Origin of the sequence: Cellulomonas endophytica, assembly GCF_004123805.1 — a bacterium.
Taxonomy (GTDB): Bacteria; Actinomycetota; Actinomycetes; order Actinomycetales; family Cellulomonadaceae; genus Cellulomonas; species Cellulomonas endophytica.
Genome location: NZ_RWJX01000003.1, coordinates 86232 through 102465, shown reverse-complemented (window position 1 = coordinate 102465; position 16234 = coordinate 86232). Strand labels below are relative to the sequence as shown.

Below are 16234 nucleotides of genomic sequence, written 5' to 3'. Positions count from 1 at the left end.
CGTCGGGGGAGGCACCATGCACGGCAGCGTGAGGGCCGGGGCAGGACGAGCCGGGGCGGCCCTCGTCCTCGCGACGGCGGTGCTCGTCGGGACCGCGGGACCGCCGGCGGTCGCCGCCCGGCCCCCCGGCCCGCCCGCCCACCCCGGGCCCGTCTCGTCGAGCCTGCCGCTCGACGGCGTGGTCCTCCCGCTCGGCTGCCCCTTCCCGGTCCTCCTGGAGCAGGAGGGGGGCTCGGTGGTGGCGCGGACGGGCGGAGGTGGCGCCCTCCTCGGCGGCCACGGCCCGACGACGACCCTGACGCGCCTCGACCGTCCCGACCGGCAGCTCGTCCTGCCCGGCGGCGGCTCCATGATCCGGACGGCCCTGCACCCCGACGGCACGGCCACGGTGACCTCCACGGGCACCACGCTCCTCGTCCTCTTCGACACCGACGTGCCGGCCGGGCCGTCGACCACCCTCCACGTCGGCCGCACCGTGCTCGAGGTCGACGCCGGCGGGACGTTCACCCTGGTGAGCTCGAGCGGTCCCACGCGCGACCTCTGCGCCGAGCTGGCGGGCTGAGCCGTGGCCGGACCGGGCTACCCGCAGGCGCTGCCGCTGACCGGCCCCAGGCTCGACGAGCTGCTGTCGACCGCCGAGATCGCCCGGCACGCCACGCACGACCTCGACGGCTCGGTGCACGTGGCACCCCTGTGGTTCCTCTACGAGAAGCCCGACCTGCTGCTGGGCTCGCAGGCCGAGAGCCGCAAGGTCCGCAACCTCGTCCGGGACCCCGACGCGACGGTCCTCGTCGACGTCACCACGCCGGACCTCATGGGGGCGATGCTGCGCGGGACCGTCGAGGTCGAGCGCGACGACGTCGTCGAGCGGCGGGTCCGCATCTTCCGGCGGTACGTGGACGAGGCCACCGCCCGCGGCATGGCCGAGGGCCTCGGGGCCCGCTACGACAGCGTCGTCCTGCGCTTCCGGCCCCGCTCCGTCGTCTCGTTCGACTACCGCAAGGGCTCCCCGGCCTGACGCCGGCACCCCTGCCCCGCCGCCGCGACGACGCGCGCGGCCACCCCGCCCCGCCCGTCCTCACCCGCCCCGGAGTCCCCCATGCGTACCCGCCGCCGCGCCGGCCTCGTCGCCGCGCTCGCCCTGCTGCTGCCGCTCGCCCTCGCACCCGCCGCGCACGCGGCCCCGCCGCCCCACGACGACCTCGCGTCGCCCACGCCGATCACGAGCATCCCCTTCACCGACGACGTGGACACATCGGAGGCGACCCGGCCCGAGGACGAGCCGTCCTGCTGGGGCGGCAGCAGCGTCGTGTGGTACGAGCTGCAGCTCGACGACGAGGAGTACCTGAGCCTGAGTACCGAGGGGAGCGATCACGCCGTGGCCATGTCGCTCTGGGTCGAGACGGAGTGGGGTCTGGAGAACATCGGGTGCTCCGGGGACGGGGAGGGCGGGACGACCTTCCCGGTCTTCCTCGGGGCCGGGACCTTCCTCGTCGGTGTCGAGGCGCTGGACGCCGAGGGCGGGCAGCTGACGTTCTCGATCTCGCGCGCTCCCGCTGCACAGGACATCTCCTTGGGACCGGTGCTGGTCTCCGTGGACCGTGCGGGCCGGGCGACCATCAGCACGTCCATCGGCTGCGCGGCGCCCGGAGGCGTGTGGGTCAGCGGTTCTCTGAGCCAGAAGTTCGCCGGGCGCGGGCTGCTCGTCGGCACGGGCGACACGTACGTCTCCTGCACCCCCCCGTCCGTCCCGGTGACGTTCGGGGTGTCCGCCGACAACGGCACCTTCGGCGGTGGGCGTGCGCAGCTGACCCTGAACGCGTACGGCTGCGATGCCTGGGAGCGCTGCGACGACGCCTCCCTCTCGGGCCGCATCGGCCTGAGCCGGAACAGGTGACCGGGCCCCGGGGCGGTCGGGCGATGACCCTCACCGAGGACCGGCGCCCCGTCTGGTCCGTCGTCGTACGGGCCGTGGCGGCGGGGGTCCTCGCCGTCGGGCTCGTCGTCACCACGGCGCCGGGAGCGGCCGCGGCACCGCCGGCGAACGACGAGCGCGCCGCCGCGACGCCGGTCGGGGCGCTGCCCTTCGTCGACGAGACCGACACGCAGGAGGCGACGTCCGAGCCCGACGAGCCGGACCTCTGCGCCGGTGCGGGACCCACGGTGTGGTATGCGGTGCGACTTCCCAGGAGCGGGTCCGTCGTGCTGCGCACGGCGGGGAGCGCCTACGACACGACGATCGCCGTCCACGTCGCCGGACCGGACGGACCCGAGCAGGTGGCGTGCGACGACGACGGCGGCGAGGACCTCACGAGCGTCGTGGTCCTCGAGGTCGTCGCAGGCAGGACGTACCTCGTCCAGGTCGGCGCGTACGGCGGCGGCCCGGGTGGGCCGCTCCGGTTCTCCGCGGAGGTCGCGCCGCCGCCGCCGGTCGTCGTCGTCGGGGACGTCTCGGTGCGGGCGCTGCGCGACGGCGCCGCCGTCGTCCGGGCGACCCTGACGTGCACCGGCACGGACGGGGTGGGCCTGGAGGCCTGGGTGGACCAGCGCTTCGCGGGGCGCGGGCTCGTCTCCGGGTACGGCTACACCTGGGTGCCCTGCGCCGACGGTCCGACCGAGGTGCTCCTCGCGTCCTCCGGCGGCGTCTTCGGCGGCGGCCGCGCGTCCGTGCGGGTGACCGCGTGGGGCTGCGACGACCTCGGCCGGTGCCCGGACGACGCGCAGGAGGCCACGGTCACCGTCACGCGTCGGCGCTGACGGGTGACGGTGACCGGACGGGGGCGGACGGGAGCGGACGGGGGGCGGACGGTCAGCGCAGCGCCACCTGGACCACGTCGTAGTCGACGTCCGGCCCGGGCGGTGTGCCGAAGCGGGCGTTGACGGCCCACAGCCGGCCCGCGGCGAACGCGATGGTCGTCGGCACGCGGAAGTCGGGGTCGGTGAGCACCGGGCCGACCGTGCCCGTCCGCAGGTCCGCCGCCAGGCGCACGGGGGCGACCTGGTTCAGCCGGTTCTGCACGACGAAGAGCGTGCGCCCCCGCAGCTCGAGGCCGTCGCCGTTCACGACGGTCGCACCGCCGAGGTCGATCGTCGTGGCGACCCCCGTCGCGGGGTCCACCGCGAAGAGCAGGCCCGTGCCCGACTGCACGAGGACGAGGGCGCCCTCGGGCGTCGCGACGATGCCGTTGGCGTTGAAGCCGGCCCCGTACACGAGGTCGCCGGTCAGGGGCAGCGTCGTCGCGGCGTCCTCGTCGGGCAGCGCTCCGCCCGCGCCGAGCGGGATCACGGCGAGCTGCGGGACCACGGAGTCGGTGACGTGGACCGCGCCGTCGGCGATCGCGACGTCGTTGAGGAAGCCCGCACCGGGGAAGGAGTACAGCGCCAGCAGCTCGCCGGTCGTGGCGTCGTAGGCGCGGACCTCGCCGCTGGCACCGCCGGCCACCCACAGCCGGTCGCGTCCCGCCTCGTGCAGGACCCCGACCGCGGGCGCGCCGGCACCCTCGGCGAGCACCGCGCCCTCACCGGTGCGCAGGTCGCCGCGGTAGATGGAGCCGTCGGCCAGGGAGCCGACGTAGAACGTGGTGCCCGGGCCGGCGTCGATGCCCTCCGGCTGGAAGCCGGGCGGCAGCGGGATGCGCTCGGGGAACGCGCCGGGCGGGGCGGCGGCGGCGGCGCCCGGCGGCAGGGTGGCCGCGAGGGCCAGGGCGAGGGCGGCGAGCAGGGGTCGAGCGCGCATGACGGGCCTCTCCATCGACGACAGCATCGGCGGACCGAGCATGGCCGCGGGCCGGGGCCCCCGCGCGGGCGGGGTCTCGGCCCGTCCACAGGGAGGGCCGGCACCGGGAGGGGACGGCCGCGTCGGTAGGCTGACCCCGCCGCCGCCCGTCGTCCCGCCCGCCCTGCGCGCCGGGGCGCCCGAGGACCACGAGGACCCCCATGAGCACCGCGCCCACCAGCCCCGCGCCCGCCAGCACCTCGCCCGCCAGCTCCTCGTCCGCCGCGTCGGGGCGTCCGGTCCACCCGGCCGACACCGTCGAGGACGCCGCGGCCACGCCGGACCTGGAGCAGCCCTTCGCGGAGCTCGGGCTCAAGCCCGACGAGTACGCGCGCATCCGCGACCTGCTCGGCCGCCGCCCCACCGCCGCCGAGCTCGCCATGTACTCCGTCATGTGGTCCGAGCACTGCTCGTACAAGTCGAGCCGCACCCACCTGCGCCAGTTCGGCGAGAAGACGACGCCGGCGATGCGCGAGCACCTGCTCGTCGGGATCGGCGAGAACGCGGGCGTCGTCGACATCGGCGACGGCTGGGCGGTGACCTTCAAGGTCGAGTCGCACAACCACCCGTCCTTCGTCGAGCCCTACCAGGGCGCGGCCACGGGCGTCGGCGGGATCGTGCGCGACATCATCTCCATGGGCGCCCGGCCCGTCGCGGTGATGGACCAGCTCCGCTTCGGCGCGATCGACCACCCCGACACCGCGCGCGTCGTCCACGGCGTCGTGGCCGGCGTCGGCGGGTACGGCAACAGCCTCGGCCTGCCGAACATCGGCGGCGAGACCGTGTTCGACCCCTGCTACCAGGGCAACCCGCTGGTCAACGCCCTGTGCCTGGGGGTCCTGCGGCACGAGGACATCCACCTCGCGAACGCCTCCGGCGCGGGCAACCAGGTCGTCCTCTTCGGCGCCCGCACGGGCGGCGACGGCATCGGCGGCGCCTCCATCCTGGCCTCGGAGACCTTCGACGACGCCAAGCCCTCCAAGCGCCCCTCGGTGCAGGTGGGCGACCCCTTCATGGAGAAGGTGCTCATCGAGTGCTGCCTCGAGCTCTTCGCCGCCGGGGTCGTCGAGGGCATCCAGGACCTCGGTGCCGCCGGCATCTCGTGCGCGACGAGCGAGCTGGCCTCCAACGGCGACGGCGGCATGCACGTCGACCTCGAGAAGGTCCTGCTCCGCGACCCGACCCTGACCGCCGGCGAGATCCTCATGTCGGAGTCGCAGGAGCGGATGATGGCCGTGGTCCGGCCCGACCGGCTCGACGCCTTCCTCGCGATCACGGGGAAGTGGGACGTCGAGACGGCCGTCATCGGCGAGGTGACCGGCACCGGGCGCCTGACGATCGACCACCACGGGCGGCGGATCGTCGACGTGGACCCGCGCACGGTGGCCCACGACGGGCCCGTGTACGACCGGCCCTTCGCGCGCCCCGCCTGGCAGGACGCGCTCGTCGCCGACACGGTGTCCGGGCCCGGGGGCGCCGCCCGGTACGCGCGGCCCTCGTCGGCGGAGGAGCTGCGCGCGACCGTGCTGCGGCTGCTCGGCTCGCCGAACCTCGCCTCGCCGTCGTGGGTCACCGACCAGTACGACCGCTTCGTCCAGGGCAACACCGCGCTCGCGATGCCCGACGACGCCGGCGTCGTCCGCGTCGACGAGACGACGGGCCTGGGGGTCGCGCTGGCGACGGACGCCAACGGCCGCTTCGCCAAGCTCGACCCGTACACGGGGGCGCAGCTGGCGCTCGCGGAGGCGTACCGGAACGTCGCCACCTCGGGGGCGCGTCCCCTCGCGGTGACCGACTGCCTGAACTTCGGCAGCCCGGAGCACCCCGACACGATGTGGCAGCTCGTCGAGGCGATCCGCGGCCTCGCCGACGCCTGCGCCGAGCTCGAGGTCCCCGTCACGGGCGGCAACGTCTCGCTCTACAACGGCACGGGCGAGCCCGGCCGCATCGACTCGGCCATCCACCCCACGCCGGTCGTGGGCGTCCTGGGCGTCATCGACGACGTCGCCGAGGCCGTCCGCTCGGGCTGGACGACCGCGGGCCAGGCGGTCCTGCTCCTCGGCGTCACGCGCGACGAGCTCGACGGCTCGGCCTGGGCGGACGTCGTGCACGACCAGCTCGGCGGCGTGCCCCCGGCCGTCGACCTCGCGGCCGAGCGCCGGCTGGCGCAGGTGCTGGCGCACGCGGCCCGGGACGGGCTCGTCGACGCCGCGCACGACCTGTCCGAGGGCGGGCTGGCGCAGGCGCTCGTCGAGTCCTGCCTGCGCTACGGCGTCGGCGTCCAGGTCGACCTGGCGCCGCTGTGCGCCCGCGACGGCGTCGACCCGTTCGTCGCCCTCTTCTCGGAGTCGACCGCGCGCGTCCTCGTGGCCGTGCCGCGGTCGGAGGAGGTCCGCCTGGCCGACCTGTGCACGGCGCGCGGCGTGCCCGTGGTCCGGCTCGGCGAGACGGCGGAGACGTGCTCCGTCGGCGCCGGGGCGCCCGGGTCCCCGGAGGAGCACGAGCACGTGCCGGCCGTGGAGGTCCAGGGCTTGTTCACCCTGCCGCTGCACGAGGCGCGCGAGGTCTGGGAGCGCCCGCTGCGGGCCGCCTTCGCCTGACCGGACGGGCGCCGGGCGGGGCCCCCGCACGTGACGCGCGCCACGCCGTCGGCACGTCCGTGCGCCGGGGCGGTTACGCTCGCGTAGGTTCCCGACGTCCCGGACCCTGCGGGCGTCACCCCGACGAACGAGCGGACCGCCGCATGGATGCTGTCGCCCTGCCGGGCTCGACCCCGGCCCTCGCCCCCGCGGACCCCGGGGCGGGCTCGTCGTCGAGCCCCGTCGCCGGGACCGCCACCGCCACCCGTCCGCGCGAGGGCGCGCGCCGGGCGGTGGGCGAGTTCACCGAGCTGTCCGCGATGGTGCAGGCCGCGGGCCTCATGCGCCGCCGGTACGCGTACTACTGGACCCGCTTCGTGGTGCTGACGCTGCTCCTCGTCGGGCTCGGCGTCGCGGCCTTCGCGATCGGGCACTCGTGGTGGCAGATGGCGGTGGCGGCGGGCCTGGCGTTCGTCCTCGGCCAGGTCATGTTCCTCGGGCACGACGCGGCGCACCGCCAGATCTTCAAGTCGGGCCGGTGGAACGACTGGGCGAGCCTCGTCATCGCCAACCTCTACGCCGGCATGAGCTACGGCTGGTGGCAGCACAAGCACTCGCGCCACCACGCGAAGCCCAACCAGATCGCGGCGGACCCCGACGTCAAGAGCGGCGTCCTGCTCTTCCACCACGACGACGTCGTCGAGCCGCCCCGCGGGGCCGTCGCCTGGTTCCGGGCGCGCCAGGGCTGGCTGTTCTTCCCCCTCCTGCTGCTCGAGGGCCTCAACCTGCACATCTCCGGGGTCAAGACGATCTTCGGCAAGGGCGAGGTCAAGCGTCGTCCCGTGGAGATCGCGTTCGTGACGCTGCGCCTGGGCGCCTACCTCGGCCTCGTCTTCGGGTTCCTGCCCCTGGGCATGGCGTTCGCGTTCCTCGGGGTGCAGATGGGCCTGTTCGGCCTCTACATGGGCGCGGTGTTCGCGCCCAACCACAAGGGCATGCCGATCGTGCCGCGCGACGCCCGCGTGGACTTCCTGCGCCGCCAGGTGCTCATGAGCCGCAACGTCCGCGGCGGCCGGTTCACGGACCTCATGATGGGCGGCCTGAACTACCAGGTGGAGCACCACCTCTTCCCGAGCATGGCGCGGCCGCACCTGCGCCGCGTCCAGCCCATCGTCCGCGAGTTCTGCGCGAAGCACGGCGTCTCCTACACGGAGACGACCGTCCTGCAGTCGTACGCGATCGTCATCAAGCACCTCAACAAGGTCGGCCTCGGCGCCCGCGACCCGTTCCAGTGCCCGCTGACGCTGGAGCTGCGCTCCGCGCGCTGACGCGGACCCCCGGGGCCCGGCGCGCCGGGGCACGGGCCCCGGCCTAGGGTCGGGGCCGTGCCGACGTCGCGCCTGCAGGTGACCGCGCCCCTCGAGGGCGACCTCGCGGCGGGCCTCGGGCGGCTGCGGGCCGAGCTCGGGCTCCCCGAGGCCTTCGACCCCGCCGCCCTCGCCGAGGCGCAGGCCGTGGCGGCGCGGGGCCCGGGCCCGGTGCCGGGGCGCGCCCCCGGCCGCGCCGACCGCACGGACCTGCCCCTGGTCACCCTCGACCCGCCCGGCTCCCGCGACCTCGACCAGGCCGTGCACGTCGAGGCTCACGGGCCGGGCTGGCGCGTCCACTACGCGATCGCGGACGTGGCCGCGGTCGTCACCCCGGGCGGCGCCCTCGACGCCGCCGCGCACGCCCGCGGCCTGACGGCCTACGGGCCGGCGGACAAGGTGCCGCTGCACCCGCCCGTCCTCTCCGAGGGCGCCGCGAGCCTCCTGCCGGACCAGGACCGGGCGGCCGCCCTCTGGCGCATCGACCTCGACGCCGACGGCGAGGTGCTCGACGCCCACGTGGAGCCGGCGACGGTGCGCAGCCGCGCCCAGCTCACCTACGACGGCGCGCAGCGGGCGCTCGACGCGGGGACGGCCGACGCCGCGCTCGTCGCCCTCACCCGGGTCGGGCTCCTGCGCCAGGAGCGCGAGCGGGCCCGCGGCGGCGTCTCGCTCGGCGTCCCGGAGCAGGAGGTGGCGCGCGGCGCCGACGGCGCCTGGGTGCTCGCGTTCCGCGCGCCGGCGCCCGTCGAGGGCTGGAACGCGCAGGTCTCGCTGCTCACGGGCGTCGTCGCGGCGGGGATCCAGCTCCGGGCCGGCACGGGGGTGCTGCGCACGCTGCCGCCGGCCGACGGGCGTGACGTCGCGCGGCTGCGCCGCACCGCGGCCGCGCTCGGCGTCGGGTGGGCGCCCGAGCGTCCCTACGGCGAGCTGCTGCCGACGCTCGACGCCGCGCTGCCGGCGCACGCGGCCTTCCTCGACGCCGCGACGTCCCTCTTCCGGGGCGCGGCCTACGTCGCGTTCGGGGGCGACGACGGTGCGGCCCCGCCAGCGGGCGACGACGCCCGGCACGCCGCCATCGCCGCGCCGTACGCGCACGTCACGGCGCCCCTCCGCCGTCTCGTCGACCGGTACGCCACGGAGGTGTGCCTCGCGGCGTGCGCCGGCGCCCCCGTCCCGGACTGGGTGCGCGCGGCGCTGCCCGGGCTGCCCGCCACCATGGCGGCGACGGGGCGCCGCAGCTCCGGCTACGACCGGGGCGGGGTCGACCTCGTCGAGGCCCTCGTCCTGGCGCCGCAGGTCGGGCGGACCTTCCGGGGCGTCGTCGTCGACCTCGACGACGAGGGCGGCCGCCGGGGCGAGGTCGCGCTCGCCGACCCGGCCGTCCGGGCCCGCGTCGACGCGGCGGAGGGCGGGACGCTGGTGCTCGGGGAGCCGCTCGGGGTCCGCCTGGTCGAGGCGGACCCCGTCGCCCGGCGCACCCGCTTCGTGGCGGTCGCCCCCTGACGCCCGTCCGCCGCGCGTCGCCCCTCGACTAGCCTGGGGGCCCGAGCGGGGGAGGGACGAGCAGCGGTGACGAGGGCCCCGAGCGTGTCCGACGTCGCGCGTGCCGCCGGCGTCTCCCTCGGCACGGTGTCGAACGTGCTCAACCGGCCCGACAAGGTCGCCCCCGCCACCCGCCGGCGCGTCGAGGACGCGATCGCCACGCTGGGCTTCGTCCGCAACGGTGCGGCGCGGTCGCTGGCCGCGGGGCGCAGCACGACGCTCGGCTTCGTCGTGGCGGACCTGACGAACTCCTTCTTCACGGACATGGTCCGCGGGGTGCAGGAGCGCGCGGAGGCCGCGGGCTTCAAGCTCCTCCTGGCCGACGCCGGTGCCGAGGGCGAGCGGCAGGGCGCCTACCTCGACCTCTTCGAGGAGGAGCGGGCGGCGGGCATCCTGCTGGCCCCCCGCGACGACGTCGCGGAGCGCGTGCACCACGTGCGGTCGCGGCGCGTCCCCATCGTGCTGCTCAACGTGCCCTCGGGCGAGGCCGGGCTCTGCGCCGTCGAGACGGACAACGCCCACGGCGGCTACCTGGCGGCGCAGCACCTCATCGGGCTGGGCCGACGGCGCCTCCTGTGGGCGGGGCCGCGGCACTTCCGGCCCACGCGCGAGCGGCTGTCCGGCGTGGAGCGCGCGGTGTCCGAGGCGGGCGGCGACGTGACGCTCACCGTCGAGGTGACCCGGGACGTCCGCGTCGAGGACGGCCGGCGGGTGGCGGAGACGGTGCACCACCTGCCCCCGGAGCGCCGCCCCGACGGGGTCGTGGCGGGCGCCGACCTGCTCGCCCTCGGGTTCGTGCAGGTGTGCCAGGCGCGCGGCAGGCTGCGGATCCCCGACGACGTGGCCCTCGTCGGCTACGACAACAACCGCGAGGCCTGGAGCAGCATGGTGCCCATCACCACGCTGGACCAGTCCGGCGACGAGATGGGCGCCACCGCCGCGGACATGCTCCTCGACGAGCTCGGGGTGCGCGGGCGGAGCCGGGAGCAGCACCGGCACCGCACCGCGCGCCTCGAGCCCGTGCTCGTGCCGCGGGCCTCGACCCTGGGGCGCGAGGGCTAGAACCGCGTCGAGGCGGTCACGGGGACCTCGAAGCGGTGCTCCCCGCTGCCCACGTGCCGCTCGTCCTCCCCGGGCAGCACCACGACGGCCGTGGTCCCCGTGGGGACCCGGACGTCGACGACGAACCGCCCCGCCTCGAGCGTCCAGCGGACCGCGGCCGTCCCGTAGGGCGTGCGGTGCTCGGCGCGCGCGGCGGTGAGCCCGCCCCCGGGCCGGGGGTGCACGCGGAGGCGGCGGTACCCCGGCGCGGCGGGCGCCAGGCCCGCGACCGTCCGGTGCAGCCAGTCGCCCACCGCGCCGAAGGCGTAGTGGTTGAAGGACGTCATGCCGCCGGGGTTGACCGTGCCGTCGGGCAGGAGGCTGTCCCAGCGCTCCCACGTCGTGGTGCCCCCCGACAGGACGGTGTACAGCCACGAGGGGCACTCGCGCCCGAGCAGCAGCGCGTACGCGCGGTCGAGGTGGCCCGTCGTCGCGAGGGCGTCGGTGAGCAGCGGGGTGCCCGCGAAGCCCGTGGTGACGCGGTCGCCCCCGGCCGCCACGAGCGCGGCCAGGCGCTCGCCCGCCGCGCGCCGCTGCTCCTCGTCGGGCCACAGGTCGAAGCAGATGGACAGCGCGTAGGCCGTCTCCGCGTCGTCGGACAGCACGCCCGGGCCCGTCGACCACCGGTCGAGGAAGGCCTTGCGCACCTCGTCGGCCAGGCCGGCGAAGCGGTGCGCGTCGGCCTCGTGCCCGAGCACCTCCGCCGTGCGGGCCAGGTGCCGCGCGGACCACGCGAAGTACGCCGTGGCGACGAGGTACCGGTCCGTGCGGGCGTCGGCCGGGTCCTCCGGCGGCGCGGCGGCGTCGAGCCAGTCGCCGAGCTGGAAGCCCGTGTCCCACACGCGCCCCGGCCCGGCCAGCCGCTCGACGAGCTCCACCCATGCCTTCGCGCTGGGGTACTGCTGGGCGAGGACGGCCGGGTCGCCGGTGCGCTCGTAGAGCACCCACGGCGTGAGCACCGCGACGTCGCCCCACACGGCACCGGGCCGCACGGGCGTCCACGGGTCGTCGCCCGGGATGACGGGCACGTACCAGGGGACCGTGCCGTCCTCGAGCTGCTCGGCCGCGACGTCCTTGAGCCAGCCGCGCAGGAGGCCGAGGCAGTCGTAGAGGAAGGTCGCCGTCGGTGCGAAGACCTGGAGGTCGCCGGTCCAGCCCAGGCGCTCGTCGCGCTGGGGGCAGTCCGTCGGCACGTGGACGAAGTTGCTGCGCATGCTCCAGCGGATGTTCTCGTGGAGCCGGTCGAGCAGCGGGTCGGAGGAGGAGAACGTCCCCGCCGGGGCCATGTCGGAGTGGTAGGCGCGGCCGACGACGTCGTCCGCCGTCAGGGCGCCCGGCCACCCGGTCACCTCCGCGTACCGGAAGCCGTGCATCGTGAAGCGCGGCTCCCACTCGGCGTCGACGCCGTCGTGGACGTAGACGTCGGTGGCACGGGCGTCGCGCAGGGGGCGCGTGTAGAGCTCGCCCTCCTGGAGCACCTCCGCGTGCCGCAGGGTGATCGTCGTGCCCGCGGGCACCCCGCGCAGGCGCAGGCGCAGGCGGCCGCTGAGGTTCTGGCCGAGGTCGACGAGGGTCCGGCCCGCGGGAGAGGTCCAGACCGCCGCCGGCCGCAGCTCCTCCGTGCAGCGCACGGGCGGCCCGTCGGGGGCGACGAGCACGCCCGGGTCGAGCGGCAGCTCCACGACCGGCGTCCAGCTGGGGTCGACGAAGCCCGGGCGCGACCACCCGGCGGGCAGGAGGCGGGCGTCGTAGCGCTCCCCGTCGTACAGGCCGCTCGCGAGGACGGGACCCCGGCCGGACGTCCAGGTGCCGTCGCTGCCGACCGTGGTCGTCGTCCCGTCGGGGTGACGGACCTCGAGCTGCGCGAGGACGCCGAGGTCGGAGCCGTAGAGGTCGTGGTGGCCGCCGTGGAAGCCCAGGCGCCCCCGGTACCAGCCGTCGGCGAGCCAGGCGCCGAGGGCGTTCTCGCCCGGGACGAGCAGGTCCGTGACGTCGAAGGTCGAGTACTGCAGGCGCTGGTGGTAGACGGTCCAGCCCGGCGCGAGCGTCTCGTCGCCCACCCGGACGCCGTTGAGCTCGGCCTCGACGAGGCCGTGCGCCGACAGGTACAGGCGCGCGGACGCGGCGGGGGACGCCAGCCGGAACGCCCCGCGCACGAGGGGCGGCCGCCGGTCGTCGCCCGTGCCCTCCTCCCACGCGGGCCCGACGAGGCGCGCCGTCCAGTCCGACGGCGCGAGCAGACCGGTCTCCGCCCGGCCGACGTCGGACCAGCGCGAGGGGCGGTCGTCCCCGCGCCCCCACAGCCGCACACGGGCCTCGACCCGCGCCCGCGAGCCCAGCGGCGCGAGCGGCCACGGCAGCGCGACGGAGTCCGGGCTCTCGACCCGGCCCGTCGTCCGCGCGACCCCGTCGACGACGAGCTCGAGCTCGTACGCGACCTGGACCCAGCCGGCCGGCGCGGTGGTCACCCACGAGAGGGACGGGCGGTCGGTGCCCAGGCCGAGGGCGGGGGCTCCGGCGCCCAGGACGGGGGCGCCGGGGTGGGCGGCAGGCATGCAGGGACCTCCAGGGGGGGACGGGATGGCCGCGGTGCCGGGCGACGGGCCGGGCGACGGGCCGGGCGACGGGCCGGACGACGGGCCGGGAGTCGGGCCGGGCGACGGGGCGGGCGCGGGGAGCGGGACGGACCTCAGCCCTTGACGGCGCCGCTGGTGAGGCCGGCCATGATGCGCTGGTTGAGGAAGAGGTAGATCGCCAGCAGGCCGAGCACGTTGATGCAGATGGCGGCGAAGAGCGGGCCGTACTGCGTGGCCCCGAACTCGCCCGTGAAGTTCAGCAGGCCGACCTGCACGGTCCGCAGCGAGCTGTCCGTGGTGAACGTCAGCGCGATGAGCAGGTCGTTCCAGATGAAGAAGAACTGGACGAGCCCGACCGTGACGATCGCGTTCTTCACCATGGGCACGGCGACGGAGAAGAAGGCCCGGACCACGGATGCGCCGTCCAGGGTCGCGGCCTCGAACACCTCGCGCGGCACGGCCCGGAAGTACGTCGCCATCATGAAGACGGTCAGGGGCAGGCCCGTGGCGGTGTAGGTGAGGATCAGCGGCCACAGCGTGCCCGTGAGGCCCGCGCGGAAGTAGGTGTTGAACAGGGGCAGCAGGATCATCTGCCCCGGCACCATGATCCCGGCGAGGAACAGCAGCAGGACCGGCCCGCGGCCCTTCCAGACGAGGACCTCCAGGGCGAACCCGGCGGCCACGCCGAAGGCGATGATCATCGCGAGCGACGGCAGGACGGCCACGAGGCTGTTCTGCAGGTACTGGGCGATGTTGCCCGTGGTCCACGCCTCCGCGTAGTTGCCCCACTGCAGGGAGGTCGGCAGCGACCAGGTGGGGTTGTCCAGCCAGTCGCGCTGCGACTTCAGCGAGCCGAGCAGGAGCCAGAGCAGCGGGCCCACCTCGACCAGCAGCAGCAGGCCGATGAGCGACCGGCGGACCAGGGTGCGGCCGGCGGTGCGGGGGGAGGGCCGGCGCCGGGGGGCGGGGCGGGCGGGGGCGGCGGTGGCGCCCGCGGTGAGGGTGGTCATGCGTTCACGTCCCGTCGGGCCGAGCGGAAGACGGCGAGGGTCACGACGAGGCAGACGAGGGTGAGCAGCAGGGCGATGGTGCTGCCGTAGCCGTAGTCGCCGAAGCTGAAGGAGGTCTGGAACATGTAGAGCGTCAGCGGCGTGGTGCCGAGCCCGGGGCCGCCGTTGGTGAGCGCCAGCACGGAGTCGAAGACCTTGAGCGTGCCGTTGATGCTGAAGATGAGGGAGGAGACGAGCACCGGCAGCGACAGCGGCAGGACGATCTGCCGCACGAGGCGCCAGCCGCTCGCGCCGTCCATCCGGGCGGACTCCAGGACCTCCTCGGGGATGTCGAGCAGGCCCGTGTAGAGCAGCACGGCGTAGAAGCCCATGGAGCGCCAGATGTCCATGAGCGCCAGGACGAAGAACGCGGTGCCGGCGCTGCCGAACCAGTCGACCGAGCCCATCCCCAGCGCGTTGAGGACGGAGTTGACGAGGCCGTTCTGCGGCGCGATCTCGAACATCTTCTGGAAGAGCAGCGCCACCGCGACGGTGGGCAGCACGACCGGGAAGAACGTGAGGGTGCGGACCACGCTGCCGCTCCTGCGGAGCACGAACACGTAGAAGACGGCCAGCACGTACCCGAGCAGCACCTGCCCGGTCGTGATGACGACCGCGTACTTCAGCGTGAACGTGAAGGCCTGCCAGACCTTCGGGTCGTCGGCCAGCCGCGCGAAGTTGTCGAACCCCGTGTACTGGAAGCCGGCCACGGCGTTGCCGTCCAGGAGCGTGTAGCCGAGCGACCACACGACGGGCACGAGCATGACGAGCGTGTAGACGAGCAGCGCGGGCGCCAGCAGCAGCAGCGCCGTCCGGCGGTCCTCGAAGATGCGCTTCACGGGTCGTTCCCTTCGGGGGAGGGGCCGGGCGGGCCGGGCGGGCGGGACGGGGCGGGCGGGGCGAGAGGGCCGCCCCGCCCGCGCGCGTCACTCGGCGTCGAGGTCGGCCTGGACGAGGGACATGAACTCCTCGGCGGAGATCGCGCCCGTGAGGAGCTGGGCCGCGTTCGTCTGGCTCGTCGTGGTCGCCTGCGTGCCGAAGAGCGCCTCGAACCACAGCACGGAGGAGTCCGAGGCGGCGATCGTGTCCTGGACCTGCTGGGCGAGCGGGTCCTCGATCTGCGCCGTCGAGGCGAAGCCGGAGATGGTGTTCGCCTCCGTGAGGGAGGCGTCGCCGTAGCTGTCCGCGAGGCAGCCGAGCCAGTCGTCGACCCCGGCGCCGTACGCCTTCGCGGAGAAGGTCATGGGCAGACCGACGTTGGAGGGGTACGCGTCGACGTCGCCGGCGCCGCCCTCGACGGCCGGGAAGGGCATGAAGCCCACGGCGTCCGCGCCGATGGGGTTCGCCTCGGGGTCGGCGAACGTGCTGAGCGCCCAGGAGCCCATGTAGAACATGCCGGCGTCGCCGGAGGTGAACTGGTTGAAGGCCGTGTCGTAGTCGATGGAGCCGACGCCCTCAGAGAAGAACCCGGCGGCGCCGAGGTCGGCCACCGCCTGCGCCGCCGCCACGTACTCCGGGTCGGTCAGCTCCGCCTCGCCGTCGGCGACCTTCTGCAGCGCGTCGGGGCCGAGGTCGCGGAAGAGGTAGCCGCTGATGAGGCGGGTGATGGGCCAGCCCTGCTCGCCCGACGCGGCGAAGGGCACGACGCCGGCGTCCTTGAGCGTCTGCGCCGCGGCCACGAGCTCGTCCCAGGTGGCCGGCGGCTCGATCCCGTTGTCGGCGAAGAGCGTCTCGTTGTACCAGATGCCCTCGATGTTGTACTGGAAGGGCAGGACGTTGAAACCGCCGTAGAGCGCCTCGATCGTGCTCCTCGCCGCCGGCAGCACGGCGTCCTCCTTGCCGAGGTCCGCCAGGGCCTGCTCGAAGTCGAGCACCTGGCCGTTCTCCGCGAGCTCCTTCGTCAGGGCGGGGGAGTTGCCGGCCGCGTACATCGCGGGCAGCGCGTCCTGGCCCGCCAGCAGCTGGAGCCGCTGGTCGAGCTGCGTCTGCGGCACCGTCTCGACGGACAGCGGCAGCGCCGCCTCCTGCTCGCTGCAGGCGCCCTCGGACAGCGAGGTGAGCAGGTCGGGGATCGTCGTGTTCTCGGTGTTCACGAGGAACTTGAACTCCTCGGCCTCCGCCCCGGCGGACGCGCTGCCGCCGTCGGCGGGGCCGGAGCAGGCGGCGACGCCGAGCGCGGCGACGGTGCCCGTGGCCAGCAGGAGCATCGTGCGCCGGGGGGTGCGACGGATGGGGGTCACAG

Annotated in this window: 13 protein-coding genes; 8 read left to right on the top strand and 5 right to left on the bottom strand. The window is 75.4% G+C overall.

Annotated features, from left to right (window positions below; genetic code table 11):
- The first annotated feature begins 16 nt into the window (after nucleotides 1-16).
- The 4 genes from EJA20_RS01825 to EJA20_RS01810 all read left to right on the top strand — a co-directional run bounded on the left by EJA20_RS01825 (nucleotide 17) and on the right by EJA20_RS01810 (nucleotide 2757).
- Nucleotides 17-562, top strand: a complete 546-nt coding sequence (locus EJA20_RS01825; RefSeq protein WP_129336465.1) for a hypothetical protein — start codon at nucleotides 17-19, stop codon at nucleotides 560-562.
- A gap of 3 nt (nucleotides 563-565) precedes the next feature.
- Nucleotides 566-1018: a pyridoxamine 5'-phosphate oxidase family protein gene (locus tag EJA20_RS01820; protein WP_129336464.1), complete on the top strand. Its 453-nt coding sequence runs from the start codon at nucleotides 566-568 to the stop codon at nucleotides 1016-1018.
- Between the two features lie 81 nt (nucleotides 1019-1099).
- Nucleotides 1100-1897, top strand: a complete 798-nt coding sequence (locus EJA20_RS01815; protein WP_129336463.1) for a hypothetical protein — start codon at nucleotides 1100-1102, stop codon at nucleotides 1895-1897.
- Between the two features lie 23 nt (nucleotides 1898-1920).
- Nucleotides 1921-2757 (top strand): hypothetical protein, encoded by an 837-nt coding sequence (locus tag EJA20_RS01810; protein WP_129336462.1) that lies wholly within the window; start codon nucleotides 1921-1923, stop codon nucleotides 2755-2757.
- A gap of 52 nt (nucleotides 2758-2809) precedes the next feature.
- On the opposite strand, the gene EJA20_RS01805 is transcribed toward EJA20_RS01810, so the two are convergent.
- Nucleotides 2810-3736, bottom strand: coding sequence for an NHL repeat-containing protein (locus tag EJA20_RS01805; RefSeq protein ID WP_129336461.1), 927 nt, complete (start codon nucleotides 3734-3736; stop codon nucleotides 2810-2812).
- A 200-nt stretch (nucleotides 3737-3936) separates the two neighbouring features.
- Here EJA20_RS01805 and purL point away from each other — a divergent pair, with 200 nt between their 5' ends.
- The 4 genes from purL (at nucleotide 3937) to EJA20_RS01785 (ending at nucleotide 10328) form a co-directional block, all read left to right on the top strand.
- The gene (gene purL / locus EJA20_RS01800) at nucleotides 3937-6375 is read left to right on the top strand and encodes a phosphoribosylformylglycinamidine synthase subunit PurL (protein ID WP_129336460.1); all 2439 of its coding nucleotides are present in this window, start codon (nucleotides 3937-3939) and stop codon (nucleotides 6373-6375) included.
- 299 nt (nucleotides 6376-6674) lie between these two features.
- A complete protein-coding gene (locus EJA20_RS01795; protein ID WP_240674898.1) occupies nucleotides 6675-7682 on the top strand; it encodes a fatty acid desaturase family protein in 1008 nt (335 codons plus the stop codon).
- A 57-nt stretch (nucleotides 7683-7739) separates the two neighbouring features.
- Nucleotides 7740-9227, top strand: coding sequence for an RNB domain-containing ribonuclease (locus EJA20_RS01790; protein ID WP_129336458.1), 1488 nt, complete (start codon nucleotides 7740-7742; stop codon nucleotides 9225-9227).
- 84 nt (nucleotides 9228-9311) lie between these two features.
- Entirely contained in the window at nucleotides 9312-10328 is a 1017-nt protein-coding gene (locus tag EJA20_RS01785; protein WP_129336457.1) for a LacI family DNA-binding transcriptional regulator, read from the top strand.
- Here EJA20_RS01785 and EJA20_RS01780 read toward each other — a convergent pair.
- From EJA20_RS01780 to EJA20_RS01765, 4 genes are all read right to left on the bottom strand, one after another.
- Nucleotides 10325-12922: a glycoside hydrolase family 78 protein gene (locus EJA20_RS01780; protein WP_129336456.1), complete on the bottom strand. Its 2598-nt coding sequence runs from the start codon at nucleotides 12920-12922 to the stop codon at nucleotides 10325-10327. The two genes, EJA20_RS01785 and EJA20_RS01780, sit on opposite strands and share 4 nt — an antisense overlap.
- A 134-nt stretch (nucleotides 12923-13056) precedes the next feature.
- On the bottom strand, nucleotides 13057-13953 hold the full coding sequence (locus tag EJA20_RS01775) for a carbohydrate ABC transporter permease (RefSeq protein WP_129336455.1): 897 nt from the start codon (nucleotides 13951-13953) through the stop codon (nucleotides 13057-13059).
- Nucleotides 13950-14831: a carbohydrate ABC transporter permease gene (locus EJA20_RS01770; RefSeq protein ID WP_129336454.1), complete on the bottom strand. Its 882-nt coding sequence runs from the start codon at nucleotides 14829-14831 to the stop codon at nucleotides 13950-13952. The genes EJA20_RS01775 and EJA20_RS01770 overlap by 4 nt, the downstream gene beginning before the upstream one ends.
- An 87-nt stretch (nucleotides 14832-14918) precedes the next feature.
- Nucleotides 14919-16232, bottom strand: a complete 1314-nt coding sequence (locus tag EJA20_RS01765; protein ID WP_240674882.1) for an ABC transporter substrate-binding protein — start codon at nucleotides 16230-16232, stop codon at nucleotides 14919-14921.
- Nucleotides 16233-16234: the final 2 nt, after the last annotated feature.

What these genes read in the sequence shown, in the direction of transcription:
- EJA20_RS01825 (WP_129336465.1), top strand. Translation starts at nt 17, where the DNA reads ATGCACGGCAGCGTGAGGGCCGGGGCAGGACGAGCCGGGGCGGCCCTC.
- EJA20_RS01815 (WP_129336463.1), top strand. Translation starts at nt 1,100, where the DNA reads ATGCGTACCCGCCGCCGCGCCGGCCTCGTCGCCGCGCTCGCCCTGCTG.
- EJA20_RS01795 (WP_240674898.1), top strand. Translation starts at nt 6,675, where the DNA reads ATGGTGCAGGCCGCGGGCCTCATGCGCCGCCGGTACGCGTACTACTGG.
- EJA20_RS01775 (WP_129336455.1), bottom strand. Translation starts at nt 13,953, where the DNA reads ATGACCACCCTCACCGCGGGCGCCACCGCCGCCCCCGCCCGCCCCGCC.
- purL (WP_129336460.1), top strand. Translation starts at nt 3,937, where the DNA reads ATGAGCACCGCGCCCACCAGCCCCGCGCCCGCCAGCACCTCGCCCGCC.
- EJA20_RS01810 (WP_129336462.1), top strand. Translation starts at nt 1,921, where the DNA reads ATGACCCTCACCGAGGACCGGCGCCCCGTCTGGTCCGTCGTCGTACGG.
- EJA20_RS01805 (WP_129336461.1), bottom strand. Translation starts at nt 3,736, where the DNA reads ATGCGCGCTCGACCCCTGCTCGCCGCCCTCGCCCTGGCCCTCGCGGCC.
- EJA20_RS01780 (WP_129336456.1), bottom strand. Translation starts at nt 12,922, where the DNA reads ATGCCTGCCGCCCACCCCGGCGCCCCCGTCCTGGGCGCCGGAGCCCCC.